Annotated in this window: 17 protein-coding genes and 1 pseudogene; 12 read left to right on the top strand and 6 right to left on the bottom strand. The window is 70.6% G+C overall.

Annotated features, from left to right (window positions below; genetic code table 11):
* Nucleotides 1–332 precede the first annotated feature (332 nt).
* Complete coding sequence (locus ACFV7R_RS24240) at nt 333–1541, bottom strand: nucleotide sugar dehydrogenase (RefSeq protein ID WP_385266771.1); 1209 nt, start codon at nt 1539–1541, stop codon at nt 333–335.
* Nucleotides 1542–1774: 233 nt separating this feature from the next.
* Here ACFV7R_RS24240 and ACFV7R_RS24245 point away from each other — a divergent pair, with 233 nt between their 5' ends.
* From ACFV7R_RS24245 to ACFV7R_RS24285, 9 genes are all read left to right on the top strand, one after another.
* On the top strand, nt 1775–3481 hold the full coding sequence (locus tag ACFV7R_RS24245; RefSeq protein ID WP_385266774.1) for a glycerol-3-phosphate dehydrogenase/oxidase: 1707 nt from the start codon (nt 1775–1777) through the stop codon (nt 3479–3481).
* A gap of 97 nt (nt 3482–3578) precedes the next feature.
* Nucleotides 3579–5585, top strand: a complete 2007-nt coding sequence (locus tag ACFV7R_RS24250; RefSeq protein WP_385266827.1) for a protein kinase — start codon at nt 3579–3581, stop codon at nt 5583–5585.
* 153 nt (nt 5586–5738) lie between these two features.
* Entirely contained in the window at nt 5739–8339 is a 2601-nt protein-coding gene (locus ACFV7R_RS24255; RefSeq protein ID WP_385266777.1) for a protein kinase, read from the top strand.
* A gap of 147 nt (nt 8340–8486) precedes the next feature.
* Nucleotides 8487–10046 carry a serine/threonine-protein kinase gene (locus tag ACFV7R_RS24260; RefSeq protein WP_385266830.1) on the top strand — a complete coding sequence of 520 codons (1560 nt, stop codon included), beginning with the start codon at nt 8487–8489 and terminating at the stop codon, nt 10044–10046.
* A gap of 95 nt (nt 10047–10141) precedes the next feature.
* Nucleotides 10142–11185 carry a serine/threonine-protein kinase gene (locus ACFV7R_RS24265; protein WP_385266780.1) on the top strand — a complete coding sequence of 348 codons (1044 nt, stop codon included), beginning with the start codon at nt 10142–10144 and terminating at the stop codon, nt 11183–11185.
* 102 nt (nt 11186–11287) lie between these two features.
* Entirely contained in the window at nt 11288–12976 is a 1689-nt protein-coding gene (locus ACFV7R_RS24270) for a serine/threonine-protein kinase (protein ID WP_385266783.1), read from the top strand.
* A 42-nt stretch (nt 12977–13018) separates the two neighbouring features.
* A complete protein-coding gene (locus ACFV7R_RS24275) occupies nt 13019–14704 on the top strand; it encodes a serine/threonine-protein kinase (protein ID WP_385266786.1) in 1686 nt (561 codons plus the stop codon).
* A 170-nt stretch (nt 14705–14874) separates the two neighbouring features.
* Nucleotides 14875–16488 carry a succinic semialdehyde dehydrogenase gene (locus tag ACFV7R_RS24280; protein WP_385266789.1) on the top strand — a complete coding sequence of 538 codons (1614 nt, stop codon included), beginning with the start codon at nt 14875–14877 and terminating at the stop codon, nt 16486–16488.
* Nucleotides 16489–16517: 29 nt separating this feature from the next.
* Nucleotides 16518–18323, top strand: coding sequence for a GMC family oxidoreductase N-terminal domain-containing protein (locus ACFV7R_RS24285; RefSeq protein ID WP_385266792.1), 1806 nt, complete (start codon nt 16518–16520; stop codon nt 18321–18323).
* 90 nt (nt 18324–18413) lie between these two features.
* Here ACFV7R_RS24285 and ACFV7R_RS24290 read toward each other — a convergent pair whose 3' ends face one another.
* Entirely contained in the window at nt 18414–19460 is a 1047-nt protein-coding gene (locus ACFV7R_RS24290; protein WP_385266795.1) for an LAETG motif-containing sortase-dependent surface protein, read from the bottom strand.
* A gap of 579 nt (nt 19461–20039) precedes the next feature.
* Nucleotides 20040–20327, bottom strand: coding sequence for a chorismate mutase (locus tag ACFV7R_RS24295; protein ID WP_385266798.1), 288 nt, complete (start codon nt 20325–20327; stop codon nt 20040–20042).
* A gap of 306 nt (nt 20328–20633) precedes the next feature.
* Here ACFV7R_RS24295 and guaA point away from each other — a divergent pair, with 306 nt between their 5' ends.
* On the top strand, nt 20634–22208 hold the full coding sequence (gene guaA / locus ACFV7R_RS24300; protein WP_385266801.1) for a glutamine-hydrolyzing GMP synthase: 1575 nt from the start codon (nt 20634–20636) through the stop codon (nt 22206–22208).
* Between the two features lie 9 nt (nt 22209–22217).
* Here the strand turns inward: guaA and ACFV7R_RS24305 are convergent, their stop codons facing one another.
* Entirely contained in the window at nt 22218–22691 is a 474-nt protein-coding gene (locus ACFV7R_RS24305; RefSeq protein ID WP_385266804.1) for a pyridoxamine 5'-phosphate oxidase family protein, read from the bottom strand.
* Nucleotides 22692–23096: 405 nt separating this feature from the next.
* On the opposite strand from ACFV7R_RS24305, the gene ACFV7R_RS24310 reads away from it, so the two are divergent.
* On the top strand, nt 23097–23288 hold the full coding sequence (locus ACFV7R_RS24310; RefSeq protein ID WP_385266806.1) for a hypothetical protein: 192 nt from the start codon (nt 23097–23099) through the stop codon (nt 23286–23288).
* 49 nt (nt 23289–23337) lie between these two features.
* Here ACFV7R_RS24310 and ACFV7R_RS24315 read toward each other — a convergent pair whose 3' ends face one another.
* A complete protein-coding gene (locus ACFV7R_RS24315; RefSeq protein ID WP_385266809.1) occupies nt 23338–24102 on the bottom strand; it encodes a hypothetical protein in 765 nt (254 codons plus the stop codon).
* Between the two features lie 171 nt (nt 24103–24273).
* On the opposite strand from ACFV7R_RS24315, the gene ACFV7R_RS24320 reads away from it, so the two are divergent.
* Nucleotides 24274–25128: an alpha/beta hydrolase gene (locus tag ACFV7R_RS24320; protein ID WP_385266811.1), complete on the top strand. Its 855-nt coding sequence runs from the start codon at nt 24274–24276 to the stop codon at nt 25126–25128.
* Here the strand turns inward: ACFV7R_RS24320 and ACFV7R_RS24325 are convergent.
* A pseudogene (locus ACFV7R_RS24325) lies at nt 25125–26308 on the bottom strand (IS110 family transposase). The gene ACFV7R_RS24320 and the pseudogene ACFV7R_RS24325 overlap by 4 nt on opposite strands.
* Between the last annotated feature and the right edge of the window lie 387 nt (nt 26309–26695).

Raw genomic sequence — 26695 nt, forward strand, 5'->3', positions numbered from 1 at the left:
CGACGGGGGTGTGGCCGGGCCCCTTTCGTGTGCCCAAGTGGGCTGGTGGGGCGTGTTTTGTGGTGGGGGGGGGCGCCTATGGGCCGCCACCGCAAGCCCACCCGCTGGGATCGGATCCGTCTTTGGATGGTGAAGTGCCGAAGGAGGTGGATCTTGCGGATTTTCGGATGGTGAGTGTCCACCCCTACAACACCCAGGGGTGGACACTCCGTGAACCATCTTGGAGCCTGCCGCAGCGCCACCTGCGGTGGGCTCCACCTGTTCCGTACGGTTACAGGCGCAGAATGCCGCACGCCACAGCCTCAGAGGCTCGCGCATCCCACGCGCCCCCTTCACAACCGATGCGCCGCCCCCGTAGGCGTGGCCCCCCGCGTGTCCAGCAGGAGCTGGGCCTTCACCGACAGGCCCTGCAGGTCGTACGTCCGGTGCTGCTGGAGGAGGATCGTCAGGTCGGCGTCGGCCGCGGCCTCGTAGAGGGAGTCCGCGCGCGGGACCGGGCGGTCGAGGACGCTCCAGGACGGGATGTGCGGGTCGTGGTAGCTGACGGCGGCGCCGAGCTCCATCAGGCGGACCGCGATCTCCTGCGCCGGGGTGCCCTGCTGGTCGGCGAGGTCGGGCTTGTAGGTGACGCCGAGCAGCAGCACGCGCGCGCCGCGGGCCGATTTGCCGTGCTCGTTGAGGAGGGTGGCGGCGCGCTGGACGACGTAGCGGGGCATCCGGCTGTTGACCTGCTGGGCCAGCTCCACCATGCGCAGCCCGCGGCCCGAGCGGCCGGTCAGGTCCTGTGGAACGGCGTGGCCGCCGACGCCGGGGCCGGGGCGGAAGGCCTGGAAGCCGAACGGCTTGGTCTCCGCGCAGCGGATGACGTCCCACAGGTCGACGCCCAGGTCGTGGCACAGGACGGCCATCTCGTTGACCAGAGCGATGTTGACATGCCGGTAGTTGGTCTCCAGGAGCTGCACGGTCTCGGCTTCGCGGAGTCCACGCGCGCGTACCACCTTGTCGGTGAGCCGGCTGTAGAAGGTGGCGGCCGACTCCGTGCAGGCCGGGGTGAGGCCGCCGATGACCTTCGGGGTGCCGGCCGGGGTGAAGTCGCGGTTGCCGGGGTCGACCCGACTGGGTGAGTAGGCGAGGTGGAAGTCGCGGCCCGCGCGCAGGCCCGAGCCCTCCTCGAGGAGCGGGCGCAGGAATTCCTCCGTCGTCCCCGGGGATACGGGCGACTCCAGGATGACCGTGGTGTGCGGGCGCAGCCGTGGTGCCAGGATGTGGGCGGCCATCTCCACCTGGCTCAGGTCGAGCCCGCCGTCCGCGCTCCTGGGCGCCGGTGCGCAGATGACCGCGGTGCGCACCCGGCCGAGCTCGGCCGGTCCCGCGGCGTGCCGGAAGCCCCCCGAGAGCATCCGGCGCAGTTCGGCGGGGCTGAGCGAGCCGGGCTCCGGGCCGGTTTTGTAGCCGACGGTGGGGATGCCGGCGGCGACGGCGGCCTGGGCCAGCGGCAGGCCGAGCGGGCCGAGTCCGATGACGGCGAGATCTGCGGGCATGGCGTGGGCCGTCCTTCCCAGTAACCGAAGCGGGACAGGTGCGCAAGCCCTGTGGACAGTTCAGGACGCAGCGCAATGTCACACTAGGAGTAAATATGACCGATTTGCTGGATTGATCGGGCGCGTTTCCGCGAGTGTTGTCCACAGGCTGAGGTGCGTGGTGGCTGAAGTCGGGCAACCCGGTCAGAATCTGGGCATGGGGATACGGGTCGGGCGATCAGCGGGAGGCAGTGGTGAGGACAGGGACACTGGGGCCGGCGCAGCGGGCCGAGTCACTCGCGGCAATGGCCGAGCGGGAACTGGATGTGCTGGTCGTGGGCGGTGGCGTGGTCGGCGCGGGCACCGCGCTGGACGCCGTGACACGCGGGCTGTCCACGGGTCTGGTCGAGGCGCGTGACTGGGCGTCGGGCACGTCGAGCAGGTCCAGCAAACTGATCCACGGCGGCCTGCGGTATCTGGAGATGCTCGATTTCGCGCTCGTCCGGGAGGCACTGAAGGAACGCGGGCTGTTGGTGTCGCGGCTGGCTCCGCATCTGGTGAAACCGGTGCCGTTCCTGTACCCGCTGCAGTACAAGGGCTGGGAGCGCCTGTACGCCGGTTCGGGTGTCCTGCTCTACGACGTCATGTCGATGGCCCGCACCCACGGCCGGGGCCTGCCCCTGCACCGCCACCTGAGCCGCCGTCACGCCCTGCGCATCGCCCCCGCCCTGAAGAAGGAGGCGCTGGTCGGAGCCCTGCAGTACTACGACGCCCAGATGGACGACGCCCGTTACGTCGCCACACTCGTGCGTACGGCGGCGTCGTACGGCGCGAAAGTCGCCAACCGCGCGCGCGTGACCGGATTTCTGCGCGAGGGCGAGCGCGTCGTCGGCGCCCGGGTGCAGGACGTCGAGGCGGGCGGGGAGTACGAGGTCCGGGCCAAGCAGATCGTCAATGCCACCGGCGTGTGGACCGACGACACCCAGGCGATGGTGGGGGAGCGGGGGCAGTTCCACGTCCGGGCGTCCAAGGGCATCCACCTGGTCGTGCCCAAGGACCGGATCCACTCCACCACCGGCCTGATCCTGCGTACCGAGAAGTCCGTGCTGTTCGTCATCCCCTGGGGCCGGCACTGGATCATCGGCACCACCGACACCGACTGGGACCTCGACAAGGCGCACCCGGCCGCGTCCAGCGCCGACATCGACTATCTGCTGGAGCGTGTGAACTCGGTGCTGGCGGTGCCGCTCACACGCGACGACGTCGAGGGCGTGTACGCGGGACTCCGGCCGCTGCTCGCCGGCGAGTCGGACGCCACCAGCAAGCTGTCCCGCGAGCACACCGTCGCGCATCCCGTGCCGGGGCTGGTCGTGGTGGCGGGCGGTAAGTACACGACGTACCGCGTGATGGCCAAGGACGCGGTCGACGAGGCCGTGCACGGGCTCGACCTGCGGGTCGCCGAGTGCGTCACCGAGGACGTCCCCCTGCTCGGCGCCGAGGGGTACCCGGCGCTGTGGAACGCGCGGGCCCGGATCGCCGCGCGCACCGGACTCCATGTGGTGCGCGTCGAGCACCTGCTGAACCGGTACGGGTCGCTGGCCGAGGAGTTGCTCGAGCTCATCGCCGCCGACACCTCGCTGGGCGAGCCCCTGCACGCGGCGGACGACTATCTGCGCGCCGAGGTCGTGTACGCCGCCTCGCACGAGGGCGCGCGGCACCTGGACGACGTACTGACCCGGCGCACCCGCATCTCCATCGAGACCTTCGACCGGGGCACCCGCAGCGCCCGTGAGGCCGCCGAGCTGATGGCGCCGGTGCTCGGCTGGGACAAGGACCACATCGAGCGGGAGATCGAGCACTACAACAAGCGGGTGGAGGCGGAGCGGGAGTCGCAGCGCCAGCCGGACGACCTGACGGCGGACGCGGCGCGGCTGGGGGCGCCGGACATCGTGCCGCTGTAAAGGGACGACAGCGTCGGGAGGGGCACCCTGGGCGTCGGGCACTTGTCGGGTGAGGGACAATGGAAGCTCTGTCAGGGCGGGTTGCATGAGGGGACGCATGTCGGAGGCGGAGCGGGCGGGGACATCCCGTCAGGACACTCGTCAGGACAAGAGCGAGCGTCTTCTCGCGGGGCGGTACCGGCTGGGTGAAGTACTGGGCCGCGGCGGCATGGGTACGGTGTGGCGCGCCGAGGACGAGACGCTCGGCCGGACGGTCGCCGTCAAGGAGCTGCGGTTCCCGTCGAACATCGACGAGGAGGAGAAGCGCCGGCTGATCACGCGCACGCTGCGCGAGGCCAAGGCCATTGCGCGGATCCGCAACAACAGCGCGGTGACGGTCTTCGACGTGGTCGAGGAGGACGACCGGCCGTGGATCGTGATGGAACTCGTCGAGGGCAAGTCCCTTGCCGAGGCCATCCGTGAGGACGGCCTCCTCGAACCGAAGCGTGCCGCCGAGGTCGGCCTCGCCATCCTCGACGTACTGCGCTCGGCGCACCGCGAGGGCATCCTGCACCGCGACGTGAAGCCGTCGAACGTACTGATCGCCGACGACGGCCGGGTCGTGCTCACCGACTTCGGCATCGCCCAGGTCGAGGGCGACCCGTCCATCACCTCCACCGGCATGCTCGTCGGCGCCCCCTCCTACATCTCGCCCGAGCGCGCCCGCGGACACAAGCCCGGTCCGGCCGCCGACCTGTGGTCGCTCGGCGGTCTGCTGTACGCGGCGGTCGAGGGCGTGCCGCCGTACGACAAGGGCTCCGCGATCGCGACCCTCACCGCGGTGATGACCGAGCCGCTGGAGGAGCCGAAGAACGCCGGACCCCTCAAGGACGTCATCCACGGACTGCTCACCAAGGACCCCGCCGAGCGGCTCGACGACGCGGGTGCCCGCGCGATGCTCAACGCGGTCATCCACGCGCCCGAGCCGAAGACGGCCGAGCCGGCCGACGCGACGAAGGTCGTTCCGCTGCCGCCGCAGCCGCCCGCGACGCAGGGAAGTTCGGCGGGGGCCGGTGGTAAGGAGGCGGCTGATCGGCTGCGCGGGGCGTTGCGCTCGGCGCGCAAGGCCGCGGCGGGTGCGGCCACCTCGGCCCGTACGAAGACCACGAGCTCCGCATCGGCGGAGGCCGGCGCGCCCGTGACCGCTTCCCCGGCCGCGTCGTCCGACGCCGGTGAGCAGACGACGAAGGCCACCCAGGGCACGCAGGGCGGGAACGCCGGTTCCGGCGGCCGGAGTTCGGGGTGGCCCGTGATGACGCCGCCCGACCTGCCGCCGCGGCCCGCACCCAGGGCGCCGCTCACCGACGTGGTGCCCCGGCGGACGCTGGTCATCATCGCGGTGGCCGTGCTGGTCGTCGTGCTCGGCATCGTGCTGGCCGTCTCGCTCGGCGGGGACGACAAGGGGTCCGACGGAGCCGGCAGCGGTGGCAACAAGGCCGTCGCCGGGGCGAGCAGAAGCGCCGACACCAAGACGGACGACGACGGCGGGGTCCGTACGGACCCGGAGGCGACGCAGTCGGCGACGGGGGGCGCCACACCGGACAACACGCCGAGCGCAAGCGGCGGTGCGGGCGCCGAAGGTGACGAGGACTCAGGGGACGGCTCCGACGCCTCGGACTCCTCCGGCGGCACTTCGGCGGTGTCGACGTACCAGGGCGGCCAGGGCTACTCCATCGGGTTGCCCAAGGGATGGAAGTACCAGTCGTCGGACGCGGCCGGCGACCGCTTCACCGGACCGAACGGGCAGAAGCTGCTCGTCGCCTGGACCTCCACACCGCAGGACGACCCCGTCGCGGACTGGAAGAACCAGGAGCGCTACATGACGCGCTCGCAGTACGACCGGATCCGCATCGAGAAGGTGGACTACCGCGACTGGAACACGGCCGACTGGGAGTTCACCTATGTCGACGGGGGAACGAAGTACCGGACGATCGACCGCGGGTTCGTGGTGAACGACCAGCAGGGCTACGCACTGATGTACACGGCGAAGGCCGCGGCATGGGACGGCGAACTGCGCCGGACCACCTGGCGGACGCTGACGAAGACCTTTGAACCGAAGAAGTGATCGGGGCGGCATGCGGGTTGGGGATGTGAGATCTCCCGTCCGCTCTGTGCGGGTTGCCTCCGGCACGTATCGTGAGTGCTTGCGAACCGTACGCATCCGGAACGGGACGCCAGACGAACGGAATTGACCAGCCGGGCGGCCGGGGGAGGCAATGTGGACGACTATGCGGGCCGGGTGCTCGCCGACCGCTACCGCCTGCCGCTGCCGCCGTCCGATGAGTACGAACTCACCGAGACCCGGGCCTTCGACACCTACAGCGGGCAGGAAGTCCTGGTCAGGCAGGTGCCGTTGCCAGAGGTCGTCGAGGCGGAGGTGCTCGACGCGGAGGGGCTGCCGGAGGGTTTCACGGCACGGGACCGCGGGGCGCGGCGAGGGCCGGCGGCGCGTACGGGGGCTCGGCGGCCGACCGATCCGGCGGTTCGGCGGGCGGTGCAGGCCGCGCAGGCGGCGGCCCGGATCCCCGACCATCCGCGGCTCGACCAGGTCTTCGACGTGTTCGCCGAGGGCGGTTCGCTGTGGATCGTCAGCGAGTTGGTGGCGGCCCGGCCGCTGGCGGCTCTGCTGGCGGAGCAGCCGTTGACGCCGTACCGGGCGGCCGAGGTCGCGTCCGATGTGCTGATGGCGCTTCGGGTGCTGCATGCGCATGGCTGGGTCCACCGGAACATCACCGCCCGCACGATCCTCGTCTGCGACGACGGCCGCGTCATGCTGACCGGCCTGGCGGTCGGGGCGGCGGAGGAGGCGCTGTGCGGGTACGACCCCGTGCCGGCGTGGATGTACGACGGGGGAGTTCCTGGGGGCGATGCCGGTGCCGGTGCGTCCGGGGAGTCCCGTGGGGCTGCTGGGCCCGGTGGCTTCGGTGGCGGGGACCCCGAGGCCGCCCGGCGTGCCGCCATCGAGGCGCGGGCGGCCGGAGGGCTACCGGTGCCGGGTGCGGACGGGGCCCCCGGGGCGGGGGGCTCGGCCGTGCCCGCCCGCAGGGCGCAGGAGACCGGCGGGGACGTCCGAGCCGCGCGAGCCGGGGCGATCGCCGCTTATCGCGCCGGGGCGCGGGCGGCGGCCCAGGTCCAGGAGACGCAACAGAGCGGGCGGGCGGCGTTGCCCGGGGCGCGTCCGGCGGCCGAGGGCGGCGTGGCGCAGTCGCCGTACGCCTCCGGTCCAGCCGTGCAGCAGAACCGGCCGGCGCTGCCCGGGGCCCGGTCCGAGGGCGACGTGGTCGAGGCGCCGTATGCCCCCGGACCCGGCCCGCAGCGCACGCCTGACGGCACGCCGCCCGGCCAGATCGCCGACCCCTACGGCGTACGTGCCACGCCCTGGCACGGCGCCGCACCCCGCGGTGCGGCCGGCGCCAACGGGCACACGCAGATCGGGCCGGTCCCAGGTCAGGAAACCCAGCCGGCTCGTACCGCTCTCCCGCCCGCAGGGCCCGCCGCCGATGCCCCGCCGCCCAGCCGTTGGGACGACCTCGTTGCCGGGACGCCCGCTCCGCGGCGGGGACCGGCCACCGCCCTGGCCGCCGAGCGGGCGCGGCAGGCGCGGATGGCCGTGGTCGGGCCGGTGACGGAACGGTGGGCGCCCGAGCAGGCGGGGCCGGTGCACGAGAACTGGCAGTTGGCGCCGCCCATCGGACCCGCGACCGACCTGTGGGCGCTGGGGGCGCTGCTCTTCAGGGCCGTACAGGGGCATGCGCCGTACCCGGAGGAGTCGACGGCCGAGCTGGTGCAGATGGTGTGTGCCGAGCCGCCGGCGTTCGCGGAGGAGTGCGGACCACTGCGGCCGGTCGTGGAGTCGCTGCTGCGCCAGGATCCCACCGAGCGCCTCGACTTCGAGGAACTGCGCGGCTGGCTGCGCTCGCTGGTGCGCTCCGCGCCCGAGCCGGAGGCCGGGGTGCATGTCGTCGCCGCGCCGCCGCCCGACGCGAGCCGGCTGCCGATCGTGCGCCGCAAGGGTGAGCTGGTGCGCCGACGGCGCGCCGGGCTGCCCGCGCCGCACGGGCGGCACAAGCGGGACAGGCCGAAGGCCCGCTCGCCGCGCAGTCTGGGCCGCACCCTGCTTCTGCTGGTGCTGCTCGCGCTGGCCGGCGCGATCGCGTACGCCATGCTGTTCATGCCGAAGGCCGACGAGACCGGCCGTGGCGCGGACGGCGCCGACCGCACCGGAGCCGCCGGCCAGGTCGACCAGGCGCCCGCACAGACGCCGGACGCGAGCAGTGAGCCACGGCCCGACCAGAACGCGTCCGACGGTCCCGCGGAGTCGGCCGGCTCCACCGACACCGAGACCCAGACCGACGCCCCCGACGTCGTCGACGGCTTCACGCTGCGTACGGACCCGGAGGGCTTCCGCGTCGCCGTCGCCGATGGCTGGCAGCGCACCCCGGAGAACGGCAGCGGCCAGGTCGTGTACGGCAAGGGCGACTTCGAGCTGATCGTCGTGGCGGGCCGGGACGGCGCGGACGAGTACGGCAGCGATCCGATGGCGTACCAGCGCGAGCGGGAGCCGGAGTTGCGGCCGTACCGCGAGTCGAGCTGGGCCACCTCCACCGGCCTGAAGACCATCGAGGTGGGCGGGCGGACCATGGCCGAGGGCCAGTTCACCTGGGCCGACGAGGACGGGCGCGAGCTGTTCGTGCGCAACCTCGCGATCCTGATCGACGACCGCTACCACGTGGTGCAGCTCCGCGGTCCGGAGGCCGAACGGGACGAGGTGACCCGGCTCTTCGAGCAGGCGGCGGCGACCTACCGGTCCACCGGCTGAGCAGCGCGCGTGGTACGCGGTTCCCTCCCGTCCCCGAAAGCGACAACCGTCACAGTGCTGTCTCCTTGAGGCCCCCGGTGGTTCCCCGTTCGCGGACCGGTCCTTACGCTGACCCTGTCAAGAACATTGCGGGGAAACGTGAATCAGATGCAGGGCCTGCTCCTCGGGGGCCGCTACCGGCTCACCGACGCCATCGGCAGCGGTGGCATGGGCCGGGTGTGGCGCGCCCATGACGAGGTGCTGCACCGGGTCGTCGCGATCAAGGAGTTGACCGCCGCGCACTTCGTCTCCGAGAGCGACCAGGAGCGGCTCCTCGCCCGCACCCGGGCGGAGGCGCGCGCGGCGGCGCGGATCAACCACTCCGCGGTCGTCACCGTGCACGACGTGCTCGATCACGACGCCCGGCCGTGGATCGTGATGGAGCTGGTCGAGGGCCGCTCACTCGCCGACGCGGTCAAGCAGGACGGCCGCGTCGAGGCGACCGAGGCCGCCCGGATCGGCGTGTGGGTGCTGCGTGCCCTGCGCGCCGCGCACTCCGCCGGCGTCCTGCACCGCGACGTCAAGCCCGGCAACGTCCTCCTCGGCGACGACGGCCGCGTCCTGCTCACCGACTTCGGCATCGCCCAGATCGAGGGCGACAGCACCATCACGCGTACGGGAGAGGTCGTCGGATCCGTCGACTACCTCGCCCCCGAACGCGTCCGCGGACACGATCCGGGACCCGCCGCAGACCTGTGGGCGCTCGGCGCGACGCTGTACACGGCGGTGGAGGGCAGGTCGCCGTTCCGCCGCACCTCCCCGCTGTCCACCATGCAGGCCGTCGTGGAGGAGCAGCCCGCCGAACCCCGGTACGCCGGCCCGCTCGAGCCCGTCATCACCGCACTCCTGCGCAAGGAACCGGCCGCACGGCCCGACTCGGCCGAGGCCGAGCGGCTGCTCGCCGAGGTGGCCGAGGGACGGCGACCGCAGGTGACGGAGGTGTACGAGCCGACGGTCCGGCACACGGACACCCGCCCGGTCGGCCAGGCCACCCAGGTCCACTCCGGGCCGACCGCCCTTGCCCCGGCCCCGGCCCCTGCTTCGGCCGGACGGCGCCGGCTGCGCACCCTGGCCCTCGTGGTCGCCCTCACGGCCCTGGTCGGCGGGGGCGCTGCGGTGGGGCTGCAGAAATGGGACGCGGGCCGCAGCCAGAACCGCGCCACCAACTCGCCGACGAGTGCAAACCCCAGCCCCACGAGCTGGGTGCGGGTCGACGACCCGGTGGGTTTCGGTCTCTCCGTGCCCAGCAAGGACTGGACACGGAAGGTGCACGGCGTCAACGGCGACCTCACGCAGATCGACTACACGCCGGACGGCGGCATCCGCTTCATCCGCATCGCCGTCGACACCTCCCCGGACTTCGACGACCCGATCGAGCACCAGCGCGATCTGGAGGAGCAGATCCAGGGGCTGGTCGACTACAACCGGGTGACCATGGAGGAGAACCCCTACCGGGATCGCAAGGGCGCCCTGTGGGAGTACACCTGGACCGCGCTGGAGAGCGACCCAGGTGTCCACGTAGGCCCGCGGCGGGCGATCGACCAGATGTACATCGCCCGGGACGGCGTCGAGTACGCGATCTACATGTCCGGGCCGGCGGAGGACTGGAAGAAAATCCGCAAACAGTTCGACGCGGTGCTGCGGAGCTGGCGGCCGGGCTCCTCCTGAGGCCCTGACAGGCCCCGGCTGCCTGGGGGGCGTTTGTCGGCCAACCCCGTCGCCTCCTCCCGGAAGGACCGCCTCCGGCGGGGCATGATGGGCGCATGGGCAGCGAGGGGGAGGGCGGGCGAATCATCGCAGGCCGGTACCGGCTTCGGGCGAGGCTCGGGCGCGGCGGCATGAGCGTCGTCTGGCAGGCCACCGACGAGCTGCTCGGCCGGCAGGTGGCCGTCAAGGAGATCGCCCAGGACGACTCCCGCTCGGCCGCCGAGGCCCGGTCCCGGCGCGAGGGCACACTGCGCGAGGCACGGGCGCTTGCCCAGCTGCGCCATCCGCACGTCATCGTCGTCCATGACGTCGTCGAGGACGACGAACGCCCTTACATCGTCCTGGAGTTGATCGACGGCGTCTCCCTCGCCGACCGCATCGCCGGACACGGCCCGGTCGACGCGTACGAGGCCGCCCGGATCGGCATCGCCCTGCTCGGCGCCCTGCGTGCCGTCCACGCGGCCGGCGTTCTGCACCGCGACCTGAAACCGGCGAACGTCCTCATCGAGTCCGGCACCGGCCGGGTCGTCCTCACCGACTTCGGCGTCGCCCAGGTCGAGGGCGTCAGCACCCTCACCGAGTCGGGCTCCTTCGTGGGCTCGCCCGAATACACCGCGCCCGAGCGGATCTCGGGGTCCGGCACCGGTCCGGCCTCCGACCTGTGGTCGCTCGGCGTGCTGCTGTGCACGGCGGTCAGCGGCAGCTCGCCGTTCCATCGCGACTCGTTGGGCGGCATCCTGCACGCCGTCCTGTCCGACGAGATCCGGCCGCCCGCGCGGACGGGCCCGCTCCTGCCCGTCGTACAGGGACTGCTGGAGCGCGATCCACAGCGACGGCTGGACGCGGCGCAGGCGGAGCGGATGCTGCGGGCCTTCCGGGAGACCGGTCGTACGCCGCCGGCACCGTCCCGTGCCCAACGCTCCTCGCGGGACCGGCTGGTGACGGCGCTGCTGGTGGCCGCGATGGCGGCGGCGGGGTTGTCCGCGGTGGCGCTGCTGCTGAGCGGTGGCGGCGGGGGCGGTGCGCCGGTGAGTCCGGCGCCGAGCACGTCCGTGAGTACGTCGGTGACGCCGTCGCCGTCTCCTTCCCCCAGTACCTGAAGCACGCAACGGGACGCATAAATAGGAGATAAGCGACGACCTGAGTCACGGGTCTGTGACCGCAGTGGATGCAGAAGCGCTTGCCGCGATATGCATGGACGCATGAGCAACAACGGGGGAGCCCACCACGGGTCCGACGAGCCAACAAGTTTCGGTCTGCAACCGCCGGGTCAGCCCGCCGCGGTACCGCATCCGAACAACCCGTACGCGGCGCCCACGCAGGTCGTCCCGCAACACCAGTCCGCGCCCCAGCCCGCTGCACCGCAGCCCGCGCCCCAGGCCCCGCAGGACCCCGGCGCCGGGCGGCTCATCGCCGGCCGCTACCGGCTGCTCGCCAAGCTCGGGCACGGCGGCATGGGCACGGTGTGGCGCGCCAAGGACGAGACGGTGGACCGTGAGGTCGCGGTCAAGGAACCGCGGGTTCCGGACCACCTTCCCGAGCGCGAACGCGCCAACGCCTTCGAGCGGATGCGCCGCGAGGCACGCGCCGCGGCCCGGCTCGACCACCCGTCGGTCGTGAACGTGCACGACGTCGCCGTCGTGGACGGCCAGCCGTGGATCGTGATGGAGCTGGTGCAGGGCCGTTCCCTCGGCGCCGCCCTGCAGGAGGGCACCCTGTCCGCCCGCGAGGCGGCCAAGGTCGGCCTGGAGGTGCTCGGCGCGCTCGAGGCGGCGCACGCGGCCGGCATCCTGCACCGCGACGTCAAGCCGGACAACGTCCTCCTCGGCCGCCACGACCGCGTCGTCCTCACCGACTTCGGCATCGCGCAGATCGAGGGCGAGACGAACCTGACCGACACCGGCGGCTTCGTCGGCTCGCCCGAGTACATCGCGCCGGAGCGGGTGTTGGGCCAGCGCCCGGGACCTGCTTCGGACCTCTGGTCGCTCGGAGTGGTGCTGTACGCGGCCACCGAGGGCGTGTCCCCCTTCCGCCGCAGCAACACCCCGGCCACCCTTCAGTCCGTCCTCAACGCCACGCCCGCACCGCCCGCTTCGGCCTCCGGCCCGCTCGCCGACGCCATCAACGGCCTGCTCCAGAAGGATCCGGCGCACCGCCCGAACGCCGCCCAGGTCCGGGCGCTGCTGGAGGCGGCCGCCAATCCGCCCGAGCCGGTGCCGACGCAGGTGGTGACGGTTGCCGGGAGCGACGGCGGGCAGGGCGGCGGGATCCGGATCGGCCGTAAGGCACTGCTCGGCCTCGGTGCGGCGGTTGTCGCGGCGGCGGTGGCGGCGTACTTCGTGATCGCGGACCCGTTCGCGGGCCCGCTGCCGGACGACTGGAAGACGCACGTCGAGAAGGACGTCGTCGCGACCCTGGCTGCGCCCGACGGCTATGAGCGGACCGTGCCCGAGGAGACGGACGACGGCCACTGGGTGACGTACACCGACCCGAGCGGGAGCATCTGGATCGGCCTGAGCCTCGAGAAGAAGGCCGAGGACACGAGTAACGAGGTCAAGGACTCCGCGGACGACGAGATGTACGAGGACAACGGCACCTTCAAGGAGAGCGGCAGCTACGCCCTCGGCATGTCCCAGGAACCGAAACCGAGGACGAAGCCGGACGACGAGGCGAAGTACCAGGGCAAGGACGCCGCGCAGATGACCGTCGTCCACACCACGACCGACAGTCAGAAACCCCGCCTCCGCGAGCTGCAGATCTTCTACTACAAGAACTCCGCCGGAGACATGTACAAGCTCACCATCAGCTACCCGGGCAAGGGCGACTTCACCGAGCGAGGCCGCGAAGTGGCGCGTACGGCGATCGCGAACCTGGACGTCGACAAGCTCTGACCCGCGTCGACAAAGAGGTGTCCCGCACGGTAGTCATGGGACATGAGTGACGGCGGTGAACACCAGCGCGACGGACGGCTGGTCGGCGGGCGCTACCGGCTGATCGAGCGCGTCGGCTCCGGTGGGATGGGCACCGTATGGCGGGCCTACGACGAACTCGTCGAGCGGGAAGTCGCCGTCAAGCAGCCCCGGTTGCCCGGTGACCCGGAGGGCGAGGGCCACCGCCGGGCCGCCCACCGGCTGCACCGCGAGGCCCGGGCCGCCGCGCGCGTCGACCATCCGTCCGCAGTCTCCATCCACGACGTCGTCGAGGAGGACGGAATCCCCTGGATCGTCATGGAGTTGATCCGGGGCGAGTCCCTCCACGAGGTCCTCGGGCGCGGCCCGCTCCCGCCCGCCGAGTCCGCCCGTATCGGCCTCGCCGTCCTGGGCGCCCTGCGCGCCGCGCACGCCGTCGGCATCGTGCACCGCGACGTCAAGCCCGCCAACGTGCTGCTCGGGCAGCACGGCCGCGTCGTCCTCACCGACTTCGGCATCGCCCACGTCCAGGGCGAGGAATCCCTCACCATGAGCGGCGAGTTCGTGGGCTCGCTGGAGTTCATCGCGCCCGAGCGGATGTCGGGCCGGGGTGCCGGACCGGCCTCCGACCTGTGGTCCCTGGGCGTACTGCTGTACGCCGCCGTCGAGGGCTGGTCCCCGTTCCGCCGTACGACCCTGGAGTCGACGCTCGCCGCGATCCTCGCCGCCGACCCGCCCGAACCCCAGCACGCCGGGCCGCTCGGGCCGCTGATCGTGCGGCTGCTGGCGAAGGACCCCGAGCGGCGACCGGAGGCGGAGGAGGTCGCCGTGGGTCTGGAGGCGGTGGCCAAGGGCTGGCCGGAGGTGCCCGACGGTGACGTGGCGGAGGCTCAGGAAGCCGCGGATCTGGAGGGGTTCGCGGACGATGCCGGGACGGTCCGACTGGGGGTCATGGGTACTCCGGATGAACCCCGAACGGACCGGGCACCCGAATCCGGGCCTGAGGCCGGCACTGAACCGGAGCCCGACCCCACCCCCACACCACAAACCACCCCAACCCTCCACCCCGAGCCCCGCCCCACCCTCCGCCGTCCCGCCCCCGTCGCCCTGCTCGGCGCTCTCCTCGTCGGCGGAGTCTGGTTCGGCATATCGTCCTTCACCGAGGTCGACGGCAAGGGAGCCAGAGAGCAGGCCGCCACGCTGACCCAGGCCCCGACCGTCTCCGAAACCACGCCCACGCCCACTCCCACACGGCAGCCATGGACCCCGCACCGCGAGAAGGACATGGACGCGGTCCTCTCCGTCCCCGGCGACTACGAGGAGTTCGCCCGTCAGGGCGGCGCGAGCTACCAGCCCAGGATCGTCATCTACGAGAAGGACGGGATCTCGGTCCGCCTCACCCAGTGGGACCGGGCGCCCCGTTCCCCGATGGGCCAGGCCCAGGACGCGCACGCCGGATGGGACAGCTACAACGGCGATGCACGCACTCAGTACACCCGCACCAGCTTCCACGGCCAGGAGGCGGTCCTCGCCGACACCACCTTCAGCTTGGAAAAGAACCCGACCCGGATCATGGAGCTGATGATCCTCACCGACGACAGCCGTATGTACGAGCTCCGCGTCGACATGCCCAAGGGCACGGCCGACGAGAAGAAGGGCACCGCCGTGTTCAAGGGAGCCCGCGATCGCCTGGAGATCGGCGGGAACTGACGCTCGCGATCGAAAGTCATCGGCAGTCACCGACGTACTGCTGATCGACCTTGCTCAACGCCCTGATCAGCGCATTCGTTGCCAGTGATCACTGGCGTTGTGTGAGCACTCCGTGAATCCCGATTACCGACGGGTACACAAAGCCTGCGCTCCGGCATACCCTGCGCCTCATGACGGACGCGCAGGCCCCGGCCAAGACCGGCACGAACCCCCTCGCCCCCTCCCCGGAGGGCGCCCGTACCGCCGCCGACGTGGTCACGCCGGAGCTGGTCGCCCAGCTCACCAAAGGCGTGGCCGGTTCCGGACGGACCGCCAACCACACGCCGTTCACCGGCGAGAAGCTGGCCGACCTGCCCGAGTCCACGCCGGAGGACGTCCAGCAGGCGTTCGACGCGGCCCGTGTGGCCCAGGCCGTCTGGGCGCAGACGCCGGTACGGCAGCGCGCCGCTGTTCTGCTCCGCTTCCACGACCTGGTCCTGGAGCGCCAGGCCGAGGTCCTCGACCTGATCCAGCTGGAGACCGGCAAGGCCCGCCTGCACGCGCACGAGGAGGTCCAGGCGGTCGCCGTGGCCGCCCGCCACTACGGTCGCAAGGCGCCCGCCTACCTCCGTCCCAAGCGGCACGCCGGCGCCATGCCCACCCTCACGCGCGTCACCGAACTGCGCCACCCGCGCGGCGTGGTCGGCCAGATCGCCCCCTGGAACTACCCGTTGGAGCTGTCGGTCGGCGACGCCCTCCCCGCCTTCGTCGCGGGCAACGCGGTCGTGATGAAGCCCGACACGGAGACCTGCCTGACCGCGCTGTGGGCGCGCGACCTCCTCATCGAGGCCGGACTGCCCGCCGAGGTCTTCCAGGTCGTCCTCGGCGAGGGGCCCGTCATCGGTCCCGAGGTCGTCAAGCACGCCGACTACGTCTCCTTCACCGGCTCCACCCGCACCGGCCGCGAGGTCGCCCAGGGCGCCGCCGCCCGCCTGGTCGGCGTCTCCCTCGAGCTCGGCGGCAAGAACGCCATGCTGGTGCTGGAGGACGCCGACATCGAGAAGGCGGCGGCGGGCGCGGTGCGTGCCTGCTTCTCCTCCGCGGGCCAACTGTGCATCTCCATCGAGCGGTTGTACGTCCACGAGTCGATAGCCGACGCCTTCCTGGAGCGCTTCGCCGCCCGCACGAAGGCCATGCGCCTCGGCAGGTCCCTCGCCTACGGCGCCGACATGGGCAGCCTGGTCGGCGAACGCCAGCTGGAGACCGTCAAGCGGCATGTCGAGGAGGCGGTGGCCAAGGGTGCGAAGGTGGTGGCCGGCGGGACGGCCCGCCCGGACATCGGCCCGTACTTCTACGAGCCGACCATCCTCGACGGCGTCGAGGCACCCATGGCCGTCTGCACGGAGGAGACCTTCGGGCCGGTGGTCTCCCTCTACCGCTTCACGTCGGACGACGAGGCGATCGAGCACGCCAACTCCACGCCGTACGGCCTGAATTCCTCGGTCTGGACGAAGGACGGCCGACGCGGCCGGGACGTCGCCGCCCGCCTGCGCACCGGCACGGTCAACATCAACGAGGGCTACGCCCCCGCCTACGGCAGCGTCCAGTCCCCGATGGGCGGCATGAAGGACTCCGGCCTCGGCCGCCGCCACGGCTCGGAGGGCATCCTCAAGTACACGGAGGCCCAGACGGTCGCGCAGCAACGCCTGCTCCCGATGGCGCCGTCGCTCGGGATGGACGACGAGAAGTACGCGGCTTTCATGAGCCGCAGCCTGCGCCTGATGAAGGCGTTCCGTTTCCGCTAGACAGCACCCGTTCTCAACGAGGAGAGCACGTGTCGCAGGAGAAGTCTGTCCACACCCGGGACGAGGGCGGGTACGACTACGACGTGATCGTCGTCGGCTCCGGCTTCGGCGGTTCCGTAACCGCCCTCCGCCTCACCGAAAAGGGCTACCGCGTCGGCGTCCTGGAAGCCGGCCGCCGCTTCACCCGCGAAACCCTCCCCAAGAACTCCTGGGATCTGAAGAACTACCTCTGGGCCCCCAAGCTCGGCATGTACGGCATCCAGCGCATCCACCTGCTGGGCAACGTCATGGTCCTGGCCGGCGCCGGAGTGGGCGGCGGCTCCCTCAACTACGCCAACACCCTCTACGTACCGCCGAAGCCGTTCTTCGAGGACCCGCAGTGGCGGCACATCACCGACTGGCAGGAGGAGCTGGCGCCGTACTACGACCAGGCGCAACGCATGCTCGGCGTCCGCCTGAACCCGACGATGACGCCCTCCGACGTCCATCTGAAGGCGGCCGCCCAGCGGATGGGCGTCGGCGACACCTTCCACCTCGCGCCGGTCGGAGTCTTCTTCGGCGACGGCAAGGACGCCGACGGAAAGGCCAAGGCCCGTCCCGGCGAACAGGTGCCCGACCCCTACTTCGGAGGCGCGGGCCCCGCCCGCAACGCCTGCAACGAGTGCGGCGAGTGCATGACCGGCTGCCGCCACGGCGCCAAGAACACCCTCAACGAGAACTACCTCCACCTCGCCGAGAAGGCGGGCGCGGTCGTGCACCCGCTGACGACGGTCGTGTCGGTCACGGACGACTCGCGCGGCGGCTACGCCGTCACCACCCTCCCCACCGACAACCGCAGGAAGGCCAAGGGCCGCACCTTCCGGGCCCGTCAGGTCGTGCTGGCCGCCGGCACCTACGGCACCCAGACGCTGCTGCACCGGATGAAGGCGACCGGCCGGCTCCCGCACGTCTCCGACCGGCTCGGGGAGCTGACCCGCACCAACTCCGAGGCCCTGGTCGGTGCCCAGACCACCAACCGCCGCTACCGCAAGGTCACCGGCGAGAAGAAGGTCGACTTCACCCGAGGCGTCGCCATCACGTCCTCGGTCCACCCCGACGCCAACACCCACATCGAACCGGTCCGCTACGGCAAGGGCTCCAACTCGATGGGCGGCCTGGCGATCCTCCAGATCCCGTACACGGAGGGCTCGTCCCGCGTCCTGGCCTTCCTGCGCAACGCCGCCCGTCACCCCTTGATGATGCTCCGCTCCCTCAACAACCACCGCTGGTCGGAGCGGACGATCATCGGCCTGGTGATGCAGTCGCTGGACAACTCCCTGACGACGTATCTGAAGCCGGACGGCGTCGGCAAGGGCCTGCTGACCGCCCGCCAGGGTCACGGCGCTCCCAACCCCAAGCAGATCAGGGCCGCTTCGGAGGGCGCGTCGGCGATCGCCGCCGAGATCAACGGGTTCCCGGGCAGCAACATCGGCGAACTGATGGGCACCCCGCTCACCGCGCACTTCCTCGGCGGCTGCCCGATCGGCGACTCCCGCGAGACCGGCGTGATCGACCCGTACCACCGCCTGTACGGCCACCCCGGCATCTCGGTCGTCGACGGGGCGGCGGTCTCCGCGAACCTGGGTGTGAACCCGTCCCTGACGATCACCGCGCAGGCCGAGCGTGCGATGTCGTTCTGGCCCAACAAGGGCGAGGCCGACCAGCGTCCGGCGCAGGGAGCGGCGTACGAACGTCTGAAGCCGGTGGAGCCGCAGTCCCCGGCGGTCCCGGCGGAGGCCTTCGGCGCGCTGAAGCTGCCGTTCCTGGGGATACCGACGGTGCCGCCCAAGCCGTGAGGCAACAGAGAGAGGGACCTGCGCCCCCCTCCGAGCGCAGGTCCCTCTCTCTGTCTTGCGGTGAAGCCCTACCGGGCTGCGCCAGGCGCCTTACGCCTGCGCACCCGCCTTGTTGCGCCGCACGACGAACACCGCACCCGCACCGGCGACGACGGCGACACCGCCGACCAGGCCGATCATGGGCAGCGCGGAGCTGGAGCCGGTCTCGGCGAGGCTGCCGGTGGCGTCGACGGAGTTCACGTCGTCCAGGTCGGCCATCCCGCCCTGCGGCTTGGCGTCAGGGGGGTTACCGGCGTCCGAGCCCGCGGCGAGGATGTCGAAGAAGTACACCCAGCCGTTCGGGTCGTCGGCGATCCAGCAGCCGTCGGCGTCCGAGTACTGCGCGAAGCCGCCGGTCAGACCGATGGCGTCGGGCACCTTGCCGCTGACGCTCAGCCGCAGCTGGTACGAGGTCGACTGGCCCGCGCCGAGCGAGAACGCGGTGAACGTCGCACCCTCACCGGCCGCGTCCGCGAGCGTCTGCCAGCCGCCGGCGGCCTTGTCGTAGACCTGGACGGTGATCTGGCCGGAGTAGTCCTGCTCGTCCCAGCCGAGCGCGGCCACGCCGATCAGCGGCTTGATGTTCTTGATCTCCTCGTCACCGCTGTTGGAGACGTTGAAGGAGAACCCGGTCCATCCGCTGCCGGCCACGATGGTCTCGGGCAGCCCCGACAGACCGCTGCGCAGGTCCTCGCTGAGGCCGACGGACTCGTCGTCCGCGTTCTCGCAGAGGTCGGGCTCCTCCTCCGGGGTGGAGGCGCTCGGGCTGGGCGTGGCGGAGGTGGACGCGGAGGCCGAACCGGTCGGCGTGGCCGTGGCCGATTCGGTGGCCGTCTCGGTCGCGGTCGCCGACGGCGCCTCGGTCGCCGTCTCGCTCACGGACTCGGTCGGCGTGGCGGTGGCGGTCTCGGTGGCCGTCTCGGTCGCGGTCGCCGACGGCTCCTCGGTGGGCGTGGCGGTCGCGGAGTCCGTCGCGGTCACGGACGGGGACGCGGAACCCGTGTCTTCGGTCGCGTACGCGGCCGGTGCTGCGAGCAGCGCCATCGGGGCTATCGCTGCCGTCGCGGCGGCCGCTGCCAAGGCACGGCGAAGCTTCATGAAGTCCTCAAGAAGTCCGGTGTGCTGCGGCGTCGCAGCACGCGTGGGCGGAGGGCTCCGCGTGTGGGGCGCGGGTGTGACCCTTGATTCAGCAGGTTTGATCCACGAGGCCTGTGAATGGTTGTCCCGCACTTCACATAATTCTTATGTGACCTGAGTCACTCACGGCGGTCCGGCTGCGCACATGCGAAGGGCCCCGCGGGACGGAGCCGCGGGGCCCTTCTTTCGTCAGCACCGGCGTCAGGGCTGCGCCGGTGCCTGGGAGCGACGCCGGGGGGTTGCGCCGCTGGCCTTGATGAAGCCTTGGACAGTTCCGCCGGTCGGCTCCGGGCGTCCCCGGAGCCGACCGTTCTCTTGGGTGACCGGCCTGCTGTCCCCTGCCGTCCGGTCACTTCCCTGGAGCGAGGTCCCACGACGCACGGCACGATCCGTACGTCTCATCGCTCCAGCGAGCCACGCGTGGTTCTTTCGGGCCCGCCCCTGGCTGGCACGGACACCGGGACCAACGAAGCGTCTCGCGCGGCGGTCACGCGCCGTACGGGTGAGAGGCATGCGCACGTATGTACACGGAACGCCGATTCAGACCCGGCCGCGACACAGTTCGAGCAGGGTCATCGCGAGCGTCGTACCGGGCTTGCCGAGCGCCTCCCGGTAGTGGCCGAGGATCTCCATCTCCCGGGAGAGGTTCACCCGGCGGCCGCCGGAGGTGATCCGGGCCTCCTGGATGACGGCCGAGACGGCCATCCGTTCCTGGATCAGGCCGATGATCCGGTCGTCGAGTGCGTCGATGCGCTCGCGCGCACCGGTGATCACGTCGGCGGCCTCGGGTGTGTGCGCGCCGGTCTTCTCCGCTGCGGTGGCAGTCATGTCGTGGGCTCCTCGTGGAAGGTGGCCCCCGGAACCGACAAGCCCCGGAAAACGCCAGGCGCCCCGGACCTTGTCGGCCCGGGGCGCCTGGGAAGTCGCTTGTCAGTTGCTCAAGCGGCACGACCATGGCAGCCGGCGGGCCGGTTGCCATAGGTAAAGAGGAAGGTCGCGTGCGTGAGCATGGGGTCAGTATGCCGTGACCTCAGGTGACGGCCAACCCGGCTCGTATGCTGAGACGGGAGCCACCTGTGGCAGCCCCGTTAGAATCGGTGGTACAGCCCCTTTCAAGCCGCCGGAAGGCAACCCGTGTCATCAGCGACCCCCGCCGCCCCCGACACCGTCCTGGTCGTCGACTTCGGTGCGCAGTACGCCCAGCTCATCGCCCGACGCGTCCGCGAGGCCCGGGTCTACAGCGAGATCGTGCCGAGCACCATGCCGGTTCAGGAGATGCTCGCCAAGAACCCGGCGGCGATCATCCTCTCCGGCGGGCCCTCGTCCGTGTACGAGGAGGGTGCGCCGACTCTCGACCGCTCGCTGTTCGAGGCCGGCGTCCCCGTCTTCGGTATGTGCTACGGCTTCCAGCTGATGGCCCAGAGCCTCGGCGGCACCGTCGACAACACCGGCGCCCGTGAGTACGGCCGTACCGACCTGCACGTCTCCAAGTCGTCCTCCACCCTCTTCGAGGGCACCCCGGCCGAGCAGGCCGTGTGGATGTCGCACGGCGACGCCTGCTCCGCCGCCCCCGAGGGCTTCACCGTCACGGCGTCCACGGACGTCGTCCCGGTCGCCGCCTTCGAGAACGACGAGCAGAAGCTGTACGGCGTCCAGTACCACCCCGAGGTCATGCACTCCACGCACGGCCAGCAGGTCCTGGAGCACTTCCTCTACCGCGGTGCGGGCCTCACCCCGTCCTGGACGACCGGCAACGTCATCGAGGAGCAGGTCGAGGCGATCCGCGCACAGGTCGGCGACAAGCGCGCGATCTGCGGTCTGTCCGGCGGTGTGGACTCCGCCGTCGCCGCCGCCCTCGTCCAGAAGGCCATCGGTTCCCAGCTGACCTGCGTCTACGTCGACCACGGCCTGATGCGCAAGGGGGAGACCGAGCAGGTCGAGAAGGACTTCGTGGCCTCGACCGGGGTGAACCTGAAGGTCGTCGACGCCGAGGAGCGGTTCCTCAAGGCGCTCGCCGGGGTCAGCGACCCCGAGGAGAAGCGGAAGATCATCGGCCGGGAGTTCATCCGGGTCTTCGAGCAGGCGCAGGCCGAGATCATCGCGGACGAGGGTCCCGCGGTCGAGTTCCTCGTCCAGGGCACCCTCTACCCCGACGTGGTCGAGTCCGGTGGCGGCACCGGCACCGCCAACATCAAGTCCCACCACAACGTCGGCGGCCTGCCCGAGGACCTCGAGTTCCAGCTGATCGAGCCGCTGCGCAAGCTGTTCAAGGACGAGGTCCGGATGGTCGGCCAGGAGCTCGGCCTGCCGGAGGAGATCGTCCAGCGCCAGCCGTTCCCCGGCCCCGGCCTGGGCATCCGTATCGTCGGCGAGGTGACGAAGGAGCGGCTGGACCTGCTCCGTGAGGCCGACGCCATCGCCCGCGAGGAGCTGACCGCGGCCGGCCTCGACCGGGACATCTGGCAGTGCCCGGTGGTCCTGCTCGCGGACGTCCGCAGCGTCGGCGTCCAGGGCGACGGCCGGACGTACGGCCACCCGATCGTGCTGCGCCCGGTCTCGTCCGAGGACGCCATGACGGCCGACTGGTCGCGGCTGCCGTACGACGTCCTCGCGAAGATCTCCACCCGGATCACCAACGAGGTCCGGGACGTCAACCGCGTGGTCCTCGACGTGACCAGCAAGCCCCCGGGCACCATCGAGTGGGAGTAGTCCCTCCGGTCAGGTCCGTTTGAGAGTGCGCACCGGCTCTCCGGGCTTCCAGACCTGGACGACCAGATAGGTGTCGTCCTCGACGTAGGTCCGCACGACCTCCGTCAGCTCGGTGCGGAAGAGGTGGAACGGCTCCGGCGGTTCCACCTCTTCGCCGTACGCGGCCTTCGTGCCGGGATCGTCGACCTCGACCGCCCGCCCGCTGATCCGTACGTCCCCGCCGCCCATCCCGGTGCCTTCTCCCGGGTTCGCCTGGAGCGCGAAGCGCGGGTCGCGGCGCAGGTCGAGCACCTTGCGGGAGTCCGGCATCATGCCGAGCCACAACTCGCCGTTCAGGAACCGCACCTCGAGGCCGGTGGTCCGCGGTGAGCCGTCCTTGCGCAGGGTCGCAACGATGTGATGCGTGAACGCTCCGAACCGCTCCTCGACGGTCTTCGCGAGGTCGGGTTCGGCGGCGACGAACGATGCCCAGTTTGCTGTCATACGACGAGTGTGGCCCCGAATCCCGACATCTTCTGTCGTGGTTCACCTGATTCTGGCGAGGATGCTCCGGCGTCACAGTCGACCGTGATGCCGGGTTCAGCGGCTGTGCTTGGCTCGTGGAGGTTTTGTCGGAGCCCTGCAGGCCGGTGTGGTCGCATACGTGCGGGCTGGATGAGCTGATCGCGCCGTACGTGCTGGACGAGCAGGTTGCTGAGCGGTTGGAGGCGGGCGAGGGCTGGTCGCGGCGGTGGAGTGCCGTGTGGAAATCGTCGGACGCCGATGTCATGTGCGGTACGCGAGCTGGCTGCCGTTCCGACTGGCGTCACGGTGGCGGTACGCCGATTCGCGTGGCGGGCTGATCAGCGTCACCGACCTGGGCTGAAGTACATACAAGCCACGGGCCGGATGCATGGCTTCGAGAGCCTGGCTGAGCGTCGGCTGCTGGCCACCGACTTCGTTGCGGCTGCGGACGAGGTGTTGTCGCAGCCGTTTCGTCTGCGGTTACCGTCGAAGGACGGCAAGGGGGAGCACACTTCGGACTTACTCAACAAGCAGCCGAAGGGCACCACCGACCCGACCGAACCCCCGATCAAGTAACCCCCGCCGACCCCAGGGGCTCGGGACGTCGTCGACGGAACCACGATCCTCAGCCCTGAGTCGCACCGAGCGCGAGGCCGGCCTCGATGGCCATGGCGGTGAAGGCGATCGTGTCGCTTCCCCGGCGCTCAGGAACACCGTCATAGCAGGAGAACACGCCTCCATCCTCGCGCACACGGAGGGCCTCGAGGATGATCGGGTGCCAGCGGGGCTCGAAGGCGGTCAGGGCATACCGGCCCGCTCCACTCTTCGACGTGAGGGACCCCGTCGCGAGCAGGTGGTGCAGGCGGCTGACGCCGAGCACGCACCATTCCGCCGCGTCAGGGTCACCTGCCTCCTCGGGACTGTTGACCAGCGCCTGGTGGACCCCCGACCAGTAGGTCGCCCGGTTGCCGTGGCTGAAGGCGCGCAAAGCGTCGTCGTCAGTCCACACGTCGGACTCGGTGAGGACCGGGCCGCGGACCGTCACGCCGTGGCGGGTGAGCTCGTGCCAGGTGACCGGGTTGATGCCGAACCGGCCGGCCTCCTTGAAGATCCGGGCCTGGGTGCAGGGAAGATCCGGGCATTCCTCCAGCGGTTTGGCAAGGTCGCTGCGCACCGCATGAAAGCCGTCGAAGAAGGGACGGGGATGCTCCCGACGTACGACCTCATGCGCCTCAGCGAGTGCCTCCAGCACGTCGCGACCCGGGTGATCCGCCAACACGGCCACGAAGTCGATATCGCTGCGCTCGGGGAAGAACTCGCCGAAGCCGAGCGAGCCACACAAGTACAACCCTTCCACCAGCCCCGGCGCAGACGCGTCGATGGTGGTCAAGAACGTGGACGTTGTCCGGCGGACTTCCGGCGGCAGAGACACGCCGGCCAACCTAACGCGGAGAGGACGACGCTGAGCGCCGAAGCGGCTTCCCAATGGGGAAGTCAAGCCGTGTGGGGGGAGTCATAAACCCCGTTGAGACCGTTCGTGATCTCTCCTAGGTTGGCCCGCGTGACGATCGAGGTGCCCTACCGGCCGCTTCCGATTCACCAGTCAGATGTGCGCTACGCCCATGGCCCCGACTCCGCCGTGCAGCCCGGCGTGCCCGCTGGCGAGACGATCGAGTTCGACTGGAGCGACAGCGCGATCTACCCGGGAACGTCACGGAAGTTCTGGGTGCATGTGCCCGCGCGGTACGACCCCTCGGAGCCGGCGTTGCTGATGGTGTTCCAGGACGGATGGTGGTACCTGGACCCTGAAGGGGAGGTCCGCGGCGCGATCGTTCTGGACAATCTCGTCCACCGCGGTGACATCCCGGTCACCATCGGCGTGTTCGTCGATCCTGGTGTCTTCCCAGATGCTGAGGATCCGAAGAACCGCAACACCGAGTACGACGCCTACGACGATCGGTACGTCAGCTTTCTCTTGACAGAGATCATCCCTGAGGTCACGAAGCACTACTCGATTGCCGAGGACCCCGACCGGTGGGGCATCTGTGGTGGCAGTAGCGGCGGGAACTGCGCCTTTACCGCGGCGTGGCTGCGTCCGGACAAATTCCGCCGGGTGATCGGGTACTTGTCCAGCTTCACGCAGATGCCAGGCGGCAACCCCTACCCGGAACTCATCCCCCGCGTCCCTCGCAAGCCGCTGCGCATCTTCATGCAAGCGGGCCATCGTGACCTGCGCTGGAACGAGCCCGAGGCAAACTGGCTCGCCAATAACCTGCGCGTCGCGGCCGCGCTCGCAGAAGCCGACTACGACTTCCGTCTTGTCCTGGGCGATGGCGGCCACAGCCCCAACCACGGCGGCGTCCTGCTTCCCGATGCCCTGCGCTGGTTGTGGCGGTCGGACGATCACCCGGACTAAACGGTGGGCTGAGGCGCGGCGACTTCGTAGAGGCGGCCGTCCCGGCTCAGGGCCCACAAGACGTTGACTCTGCGCCGGGCGAGGGCGATTACGGCCTGGGAGTGGCGTTTGCCTTCGGCACGCTTGCGGTCGTAATACGTCCGGAAGTTGGGGTCGTAGCGCACGCTCATCAGGGCGGACATGCAGAAGACGCGCTGGAGACTCCGGTGATAGCGGCGGGACCGTTGTAGGTTGCCGTTCCGCTTCCCGAAATCGTGGGGCGCCGGAGCCAGACCGGCGAATGCCGCGAGCCCGTCCGAACTGGCGAAGTCCGAGAGGTCGTTGCCGATCGCGGAGAGGAACTCGGCACCCAGCAACGGGCCGATGCCGGGCATGCTGGCGCCGCTCTCGGCGAGCTTGTGCGTCCGGAACCTTGCCTCAATGAGCCGGTCGACCTCGGCGACCTTCTCGTTGAGGGTCTGGACCTCCTCGGCGAGCGTCCGAACGAGCTGAGCGATCACAGTTTCGCCGGGAACGGCGGTGTGCTGCCGTTCTGCGGCCTCCACAGCCTTCTTCGCAAGCTCCTGGGGCTGCGGACGCCACGCGTGCGTAGCCATCGGGTGAGCCGCCCGGTCCCGAGGCGCCGGATGGCTGCTGGCGTCTGGTAGCCGGCCAGCAGGACGAGCGGTCCGGCACTGGTCAGGACGAGCGCACGTTCCGGCGCAGGGAACATGCCGGTCAGGGCGGAGCGCAGCTGGTTGATGGACCGGGTGCGGTCGCGGACGAGGTCGGCGCGGCGGTTCGTCAGGAGCCGGAGCTCGCTGATGGCCTCGTCACTGGGCCTCAGTTCCTGGAGGTCCCGGCGGATCCGAGCCTGGCCGGCGATGACGAACGCGTCGCGTGCGTCGGTCTTGCCCTCGCCCCGGTAGCCGTCGCTGGCTCGGTTGACCACACGGCCGGGAATGTAGAGGACCTCTTGCCTGTGGTTGACGAGTAGGGCGAGTAAGGGGGCGGGTTCACCACCGGCCATGTCCACGGCCCAGGTCACCTGGTCGCCGAGGGCGAGTACAGAGTCAAGGAGCTTGAGCTCCGTCTCGTCGTTGGCGACGCGGCGGGACAGCAGTCTTTCGCCGCTCTCGTCGAGTACCAGGCAGTGGTGATGGGTCTTGCCGCTGTCGATGCCCGCCCAGATCCGGTTCATGGCGCTCCAGACGTCGTGCGGGCGGTTGGTGCCACGGACGACCTCGCCGGCATGGCCTTACACAGCGATCTTGCTCGCACTTCCCAATCTGGCGGCGTGGTCGTCGTGGGGCGCCAGGCGGCCAAGCCACTCCAGCCACAGGCGGCAGCCAACTAAAAGCCACACCCGACACCCCTGGGCGGCCCAACCATACGAAGGGCTCGACCATCCCGTCCCAGGAACGTAAGGCCAGCTGAAGTACTCAATGGCCAGCTGAGGCGCCCAGTCACAGCGGGGCGTCGGCACGGCTGCCCCGGCAGAGCCAGGAAAGGCGAACAACTGCCCTATGAATCACTGGTTGTGGTGATCGCCGGGCAAGCAGTGACCGTGTGTGCGGTTGTCGTACTA

It is taken from the genome of Streptomyces sp. NPDC059866, from assembly GCF_042731325.1.
GTDB classification, from domain to species: Bacteria; Actinomycetota; Actinomycetes; order Streptomycetales; family Streptomycetaceae; genus Streptomyces; species Streptomyces flavusporus.